This window comes from Bradyrhizobium sp. cf659 (genome assembly GCF_900113725.1).
Taxonomy (GTDB): Bacteria; Pseudomonadota; Alphaproteobacteria; order Rhizobiales; family Xanthobacteraceae; genus Bradyrhizobium.
The window spans coordinates 264,772-272,958 of the sequence record NZ_FOQJ01000010.1 but is presented as its reverse complement, the minus strand read 5'-3'; the positions used below and the strand labels follow the sequence as shown (position 1 = coordinate 272,958).

Sequence of the window (8,187 nt, the reverse complement as noted above, 5' to 3'; positions counted from 1 at the left end):
CTCTACAAGAGCCGATGGCAAATCGAGCTGTTGTTCCGTTGGATCAAGCAACATCTCGACATCCGCAAATTTCTCGGCGCCAACGACAATGCGGTCCGGCTCCAGGTGTTTGCCGCAATGATCGCCTACCTGTTGCTGCGTATCGCCGCCAAAGCCAACTGCCTCGCCATGCTTCCGATCAGGTTCGCTGAACTCGTCAGCCAGCTTCTATTCACGCGCCGGGGCATCGCCGCGATCGACAAGCCTCCACCCATCAACCCAAGCAAACGCAGATCCCACAGCCACCCAGACCAGATCGAGCTATCCTATGCCTAACTTCCCCGGACAGCCCTGCGTAAGAACGGGGAGAGGGAGACGAGACACCTCAACTCGCTTCTCGTCATGCCCGGGCTTGTCCCGGGCATCCACGTTCTTCGTGCCGCGACAAAGGTCGTGGATGGCCGGGACAAGCCCGGCCATCACGGCGTCGAAGCGCCTGCACGCAAGTGTGGGGAGAGGCCGGAATTCAAACGCAGTTTGAATTCCGGGTGAGGGGGACTCTCCGCGAGTCGTCTGTCCACTGGAACGATCCCTCTCGATACGTCATTGCGAGCGTCGCGAAGCAATCCAGAATCCCTCCGCGGAACGACTCTGGATTGCTTCGCTGCGCTCGCAATGACGGCGTGGGGCCATCTCGAAAAACCCAACGACCTCCGTCCCCGCGGAAACTCCCCCTCACCCTACCCTCTCCCCGCAAGCGGGGAGAGGGAGAAGAGGCATCTCGCCTCACTTCATCGCATGCCTGCATTCCGCCGCGCGGGACATCGCGCGATTGCGTTCGTGCCGTCAGGCAACTAGCCTCACCGTCTCAACAAACAGAAAATTCAGCCGGAGAGAACGCCATGGCGCGCCTGAAGTTCGGAGCCTTTCTTGCCCCGCATCACCCGATCGGGGAGCATCCGATGCTCCAGTTCCGGCGCGATCTCGACCTGGTCGAGCAGCTGGATAACCTCGGCTATGACGAGTTCTGGTGCGGCGAGCATCATTCCTCCGGCTGGGAGATGATCGCCTCGCCGGAGATGTTTTTGGCCGCAGCCGGCGAGCGCACCAAGCGGATCAAACTCGGCACCGGCGTGGTGTCGCTGCCCTATCACCATCCCTTCAACGTCGCCCAGCGCATGGTGCAGCTCGATCACATGACCGGCGGCCGCGCCATCTTCGGCTCCGGTCCCGGTGCGCTCGCCTCCGACGCGCACACGCTCGGCATCGACCCGATGACGCAGCGCGACCGTCAGGACGAGGCGATCGGCGTGATCCGCCGCCTGTTCAACGGCGAACGCGTCACCGCCAGGAGCGACTGGTTCACCATGAACGACGCCGCGCTTCAGCTCCTGCCCTTGCAGGAGGAGATGCCGTTCGTAGTCGCCTCGCAGATCTCGCCCTCCGGCATGACGCTCGCCGGCAAATACGGCATCGGCATCATCTCGCTGGGCTCGATGACGACACAGGGCCTGATGTCGCTGCAGCAACAATGGCAGTTCGCCGAGGATGCCGCGAAGAAGCACGGCACCACGGTCAACCGTGCCGATTGGCGCGTGCTCCTGACCTGGCATGTCGCCGAGACCCGCGAGCAGGCGCGCCGCGAGGCCGGCGCCGGGCTGATGCGCTGGCACAACGAGTATAATGTCGGCACGTTGCAGCGGCCGGGCCTCACCGCGTTCGCCTCGCCCGACGAGGTCGTGGACAAGACCGCCTTCGTCGAAGGCGCCGCCTCCGTCATCGGCACGCCCGACGACCTCGTGAAAATGATCAAGAACGTGATGCAGGTCTCCGGCGGCGTCGGCGCCGTGATCGGCTTCGTGCACGACTGGGCCAACCCGGAGAATACGCGCCGGAGCTGGGACCTGGTCGCGCGCTACGTCGTGCCGGAGATCAACGGCTATATCGATGGCCTCCGCAGGTCGCAAAAATTCGTGATCGAGAATCGCGCGATCTTCGAGCGTGCGGGCCAGGCCGTGATGGCCAAGATCATGGCGAACGAGAAGGCTGCCGAAGCGCTGAAGGTCACCGGCCCCGGCCGCGTCGCCATTCCCGCCGTCAACGCGCCGGATTTGCAGAAGGAAGCGGCGAAGCGGTAGGCCGATCTCCGTCGTCCCGGCGAAGGCCGGGACCCATAGCCCCAGGGAGGAATTTGTCGCGAGCTGACAAATCGCGAGTCTTCGCCAAACACAATTCGGTGGTTATGGGTCCCGGCCTTCGCCGGGACGACATCGAGAGTGTGTGACGATTTTGTGCGCAAGACGGACGCAGCGTCATCGCGTCCGGATGTGCTATGTTGGCAGCAAGCCAACCGGAGCAATCGTCATGTCGATGCAGAATGTGGCCGCCCCTGCGCTTCAGTTCACCGCGCCCAGGCGCAACGAGCTGACGCACATCCCCGGTGACGAGGGCTGGCCGATCATCGGCAAGACCTTCCAGGTGCTGGCCGACCCCAAGGGGCATATCGAGGCGAACGGCGCCAAATACGGCCCGGTCTACCGCACCCATGTTTTCGGCGAGACCAATGTCGTGCTGCTCGGACCCGAAGCGAACGAGCTCGTGATGTTCGACCAGCAAAAACTGTTCTCGTCGACGCACGGCTGGAACAAGGTGCTCGGCCTGTTGTTTCCGCGCGGATTGATGCTGCTCGATTTCGACGAGCACCGGCTGCATCGCAAGGCCCTCTCGGTCGCGTTCAAGTCCGGACCGATGAAATCCTATCTCGGCGATCTCGACCGCGGCATCTCCGCGCGCGTCGCGCAGTGGAAGGCCAAGCCCGGCGAGATGCAGCTTTATCCGGCGATGAAGCAGCTCACGCTCGATCTCGCAGCCGCGTCCTTCCTCGGCGCCGACATCGGGCCGGAGGTCGACGAGATCAACCGCGCCTTCGTCGACATGGTCGCGGCCGCCGTCGCTCCGATCCGCCGTCCCCTGCCCGGCACGCAGATGGCGCGCGGTGTCGCGGGTCGCAAGCGCATCGTCGCCTATTTCCGCCAGCAGATTCCGCTCCGCCGCGGCAATCACGGCGGCGATGATCTGTTCTCGCAGCTCTGCCGCGCCACCCATGAGGACGGTGCCCTGCTGTCCGAGCAGGACATCATCGACCACATGAGCTTTTTGATGATGGCGGCGCACGACACGCTGACCTCGTCGCTGACCTCCTTCATCGGCGAGCTCGCCGCCAATCCGGACTGGCAGGACAGGCTGCGCGCGGAGGTTCTCGCGCTCGGTCTTGCCCCGGGCGCGCCAAGCAGCTTCGACGATCTCGAGAAGATGCCGCTATCCGAAATGGCGTTCAAGGAAGCGCTGCGGATCAAGCCGCCGGTGCCGTCGATGCCGCGCCGCGCGATGCGCGATTTCACCTTCAAGGGCTTCAGGATTCCCGCCGGCACCGCGGTCGGCGTCAATCCGCTCTATACGCATCACATGAAGGACATCTGGCCGGAGCCGGACCGCTTCGATCCGCTGCGCTTCACCGAGGAGGCCCAGCGCAACCGCCACCGCTTCGCCTTTGTGCCGTTCGGCGGCGGCGCGCATATGTGCCTCGGCCTGCACTTCGCCTACATGCAGGCCAAATGCTTCGCGCGGCACTTCCTGCAGAACATCGAGGTGTCGCTGGAGCCGGGCTACAAGCCGGACTGGCAGATGTGGCCGATCCCGAAGCCGCGGGACGGCTTGCGGGTGCGAATGAAGGCGGTGTGAGATTTCTCGTGTCCCGGACGCGCAAAGCGCGAGCCGGGACCCGGAATCTTGAAGCGCGCTCAGTTCCGAGAGATGGGCCCCGGCTCTGCAGCTCACCGCTGAAGGAGCGCTGCGCTGCGTCCGGGGCACGAGAACCAAACTGGGTATCGCAGGGTGGGCAAAGGCGCGGAGCGCCGTGCCCACCCTGTCTTGCGGAAGATGCATTGGTGGGCACGCTTCGCTTTGCCCACCCTACGAATCTCGTCATTGCCGGGCTTGACCCGGCAATCCATCCTCTTCACAAACTTTTCTTGATGGATGCGCGGGTCAAGCCCGCGCATGACGAGCGTAACAAAACGGCCGCCTACGCCCCCTGATCGAACGCCTTGCGCAGCGCCACGTAGCCCTGCTGCTGCTGGCTCCAGTTGCGGCCGCCGGTGATGGCGCCGTCGATGACGAGGTCGTGGCCGTTGATGAAGCTGGATTCGTCGCTGGCCAGGAACACGGCGGCCTGGGCGATGTCGTCGGGGATGCCGGCACGCGGAATCGGCTGCGCGGTCTTGTAGACCTCGCGCATGACCGCCGGCGTCTTTTCCGCGGCATCGGTCGGCAGCCCCAGCGCCTTGCCGAAAATGCCGGTCGCGATCGCGCCGGGTGAGATCGAGTTGACGCGGACGTTGGATTCGCCGAGCTCCATCGCCACGCATTTGGTGAGGTGGATCACCGCCGCCTTGGCCGCGCCATAAACCACCGACGAGGAGAAGCCGGCGAGCCGGCCAGCGATGCTGCCATTGTTGATGATGCTGCCGGACCCCTGCTTCTTCATGTAGGGCGCGGCGTGCTTCATGCCGAGCATCACGCTGCGCACCAGCGTCGCCATCGCCGCGTCGAAGCGCTCGACCTCGAGGCCTTCGATGCCGCCGGTCTGCGCCGGCCCGCCGGCATTGTTGAACAGGCAGTCGATGCGGCCGAATTTGTCCACCGCGAGCGCGATCAGCGCCTGCATCTGCGCTTCGCGCCGTCACATCGGTCTGGCGGAAGACGCAAGTCGCCCCGAGCTGCTTCGCGAGTGCCTCACCTTCCGCTATGCGCCGCCCCGCGATCACAATTTTGGCACCTTCGGCAACGAAGACTTCAGCGGTCCGTAGTCCGATCCCGCTCGTCGCACCCGTGATCACCGCGACCTTTCCGTCCAGCCTGCCCATGGAATGTCCCTGTTTTCGAACCTCTTGACGCCAAATGGCGGATACCGATCGACGACGGCGCCGCGACGGTCAGCGCCGCGACGGTCACTATTCCTGCCGGCTCCCGACATGGCAAGCTTTGCTTGCGCTGGCGAGATGCGTAACATTCGCAACGAACGCACATCGCAACCGGGCAGCGCATGGAGAAGCTGATCGACGAATTCCGCAAGGGCTGGCAGGGCGCGGCACCGCCGTCGCTCGGCTTGAGCATTGCCTTTGCGGTGGCCTGCCTGCTGGTTGCGACGCTGGCACGCTGGGGCCTCGCGCAGGTGCGGCCCGACGTCTACTTCACCCCGTACTTTCCGGCCGTGTTCTTTGCCGCCGCGTTCGGTGGTTTCCGGATCGGCGTCGTGACGGCGATCGTCGGCGGCGTGCTCGGCGTCGTCGTGAATTTCGGCGATGCGATTGCCGATCACGCGCGTTTTGCCCTGCTGGCGCTCTACTGGGCCGTGAGCGCGCTGACCATCTGGGGGGTCGAGCACTATCGCACCATGCTGGCGGAGCAGCGCCGGATCTCCAAGCGCCTGATCGAGGAAGAAGACTATCGCAAGCTGCTGGTCGACGAGCTCCAGCACCGGCTGAAGAACAAGCTCTCGACAGTGCACGCCGTGATTCACCAGGTGCTGCATGACCAGCCGCAGGTCTGGGCCCGGGTCGATCCGCGGCTGCGATCGCTGGCGGCAACCGACGACCTGATCTCGCGGATCGACAAGGCCGGCTGCGACATCCGCGATCTCCTGATCTCGGAGCTCGGCCCCTACGGCCATGTCCGCTTCATCCTCAACGGCGACCGGCTGTTCCTGCCGCCGAAGCTTGCGGTCACGCTGTCATTGATGTTTCACGAGCTCGCCACCAATGCGGGCAAATACGGTGCATTCTCCGCGCCGCGCGGTCTGCTGCAAGTGTCGTGGACCGTCGCCGACGATCGCCTGACCATCACCTGGGACGAGACCGAGGGGCCGACCGTGGACAAGGTGTCCGAGCCTGGCTTCGGTACCCAGCTGCTGAAATCGGCACTTTCGGCGTTCGATGGCAGGACGGAGATCTCGTATCTGAGGACCGGGCTGCATTGCATCATGCAATGCCGCATCCCGCGAAGCGAATAGCCGCTCGGCAAAGCGAAAGCAGACTCGCGCGCGCCGCTCGCGGTTTCGCTGGGCGCATTGACCCTCTGTTAATAACGATCGGCGGCGCGCGTCGCATCGTCGCAAGACACCCCCGTATTTCTCCGGACCCCTTAACCAAACTTAAGAGGGAACCACGCAAGATCGCGTCCATTGCAAAGGCGCGCTGAAACAACAAGATTCATGACTTCTATGAACGACAACAGATATTCCGGCGCGAGCGAAGCCGAACTCGGATTTCTCAAGGAAATCGTTAGAATGCTGCCGGCCGGCCTGACCGTGCAGGACGCCCATGGCGAGCTTCTGCTCGTTAACGATGCCGCAGCGGCACAGCTTGGGATGGACGGCAGCCGTCCCTCGCCCGATCTGACGCCGCGCCGGGAAGCCTGCCGCCAGGCGCTGACCGCCGGCCAGGCGGTCGTCACCGAGGAAGCCCTGCACGACGGCGCGGCGCGCCAGGTGCTGCTCACGACCCATCGTCCGGTTCGCCTCGCCGGACGCGAGCTCCTGATCTCCGCCTCCTCCGACATCACCGAGCAGAAGAATTTCGAGGACCAGCTATTCCGCTCGGCCTATTTCGACGAGCTGACCGGATTGCCCTCGCGGCGCGTGATCGAACACCGCGCCAACAACCTGCTCGCGCGCGAGCATGACGGCGAGCGCTTCGCACTCGCCTTTCTCGACGTCGACAATTTCAAGCACATCAACGACTATTACGGCCACGCCGTCGGCGACGCGCTGTTGGCCGAGCTGGCGAAGCGGCTCGGGCGCGACCTGCGCGATTCCGACATGCTGTCGCGCATCTCCGGCGACGAATTCCTGCTGCTGCTGTCTCCGATCCAGAGCCAGGAGGAAGTCGCCGAATTCCTGCAGGCGACGCTGGAGCGGCTGACCGCGCCGTTCTTCATCGACCATTCGGAGGTGTTCGCCTCCACCTCGGTCGGCATCAGCCTCTATCCCGACCACGGAAGCAGCTTCGAGACGCTGCGGCAGAACGCCGACATCGCGATGTACCGCATCAAGAACGGCGGCAAGGGATCGGCCGCCTTCTTCGACGCCAGCATGGAGCGCGAGGCGCTGGCGCGGACCAAGATCGAGCAGTCGCTGCGGCTCGCGATCCTGGAGAAGCGCTTCTGCTGCGCGTTCCAGTCCAAGGTCGACATCCGCACGCAGGCCGTGAAGGGCATCGAGGCCCTGGTGCGGCTTCGCGACGACGAAGGCGTGATCCAGGCGCCGGGCTCGTTCATCAACCTTGCCGGCGAGCTCGGACTGATCGACGAGCTGACCCATCTCGTGCTCGCCGAGATCGTCAAGTCGATCGACCTGATCAACGAGACGTTCGGCGCGGAAGCCTCCATCAGCATCAACGTCGCCGCCAGGCAGGCCGGCAATCTCGAGTTCATGCGCAGCTTCGCGCAGGCGCTGGACGACACCGGCTTTCCCCAGCGCTTCATGATCGAGGTGACGGAAGACGCCTTCGTCGCCAAGAATCATTTCCAGGCCGAGATCCTGCCGATGTTCCGCAAGCTCGGCGTCGGCATCTCGATCGACGATTTCGGCACCGGTTATTCCTCGCTCTCGGCGCTCGCCGATATCACCGCCGACGAGATCAAGATCGACCGCTCCTTCATCACCGACATCCATAAGCGGCCGCGCAGCCAGGGCATCCTGCGCGCGATCGAATCCTTGAGCGAAGCGCTCGGCATGACCGTGATCGCCGAGGGCCTCGAATCCTACGAGGAGCTCGCCTACCTCCAGGCCGCGACCAAGATCCGCTACGCGCAGGGCTATTATTTCTCGCGGCCGATCTTCCTGGAGGAGCTGAAGCTCGCAACACCCGTCTCCAGCGAGTCCCGCGCCAGCGTGGTCAGCCGCCCGCTGCAGCAGAACCGGCAGGGCTATTCGCGGGCGAACGGGTATCGGCGGTAGGGGGCGAGACAGCAGCTCCACAATCTCTGTGTCGTCCCGGCGAAGGCCGGGACCCATAACCACAGGGAGCGGTTTGATTGAAGACTGGCAGTTAGGGGACCCAATCCCCGGTACGGTCACCGTGGTTCATAGAGAGATCACGCGGTATGGGTCCCGGCCTTCGCCGGGACGACGACAAGTTCGGAGCCTGC

5 protein-coding genes and 1 pseudogene are annotated in these 8,187 nt (G+C 64.3%); 5 read left to right on the top strand and 1 reads right to left on the bottom strand.

Going from position 1 to position 8,187, the window contains the following annotated elements; all coding sequences use genetic code 11:
* The 3 genes from BM118_RS31770 to BM118_RS31755 form a co-directional block, all read left to right on the top strand.
* Positions 1-315 (top strand): transposase (locus BM118_RS31770; RefSeq protein WP_143099554.1); only part of this gene is annotated, 315 nt, incomplete at its 5' end.
* A 566-nt stretch (positions 316-881) separates the two neighbouring features.
* Positions 882-2,117: an LLM class flavin-dependent oxidoreductase gene (locus BM118_RS31760; RefSeq protein WP_092190674.1), complete on the top strand. Its 1,236-nt coding sequence runs from the start codon at positions 882-884 to the stop codon at positions 2,115-2,117.
* Between the two features lie 226 nt (positions 2,118-2,343).
* Positions 2,344-3,720: a cytochrome P450 gene (locus BM118_RS31755; protein ID WP_092190707.1), complete on the top strand. Its 1,377-nt coding sequence runs from the start codon at positions 2,344-2,346 to the stop codon at positions 3,718-3,720.
* Positions 3,721-4,063: 343 nt separating this feature from the next.
* On the opposite strand, the pseudogene BM118_RS31750 reads toward BM118_RS31755, so the two are convergent.
* Positions 4,064-4,904, bottom strand: a pseudogene (locus BM118_RS31750) (SDR family NAD(P)-dependent oxidoreductase).
* Positions 4,905-5,083: 179 nt separating this feature from the next.
* Between BM118_RS31750 and BM118_RS31745 the strand changes: the two are divergent.
* Positions 5,084-6,049 (top strand): sensor histidine kinase, encoded by a 966-nt coding sequence (locus tag BM118_RS31745; protein ID WP_092190672.1) that lies wholly within the window; start codon positions 5,084-5,086, stop codon positions 6,047-6,049.
* Positions 6,050-6,259: 210 nt separating this feature from the next.
* Positions 6,260-7,996, top strand: a complete 1,737-nt coding sequence (locus BM118_RS31740) for a putative bifunctional diguanylate cyclase/phosphodiesterase (protein WP_177234875.1) — start codon at positions 6,260-6,262, stop codon at positions 7,994-7,996.
* Positions 7,997-8,187: the final 191 nt, after the last annotated feature.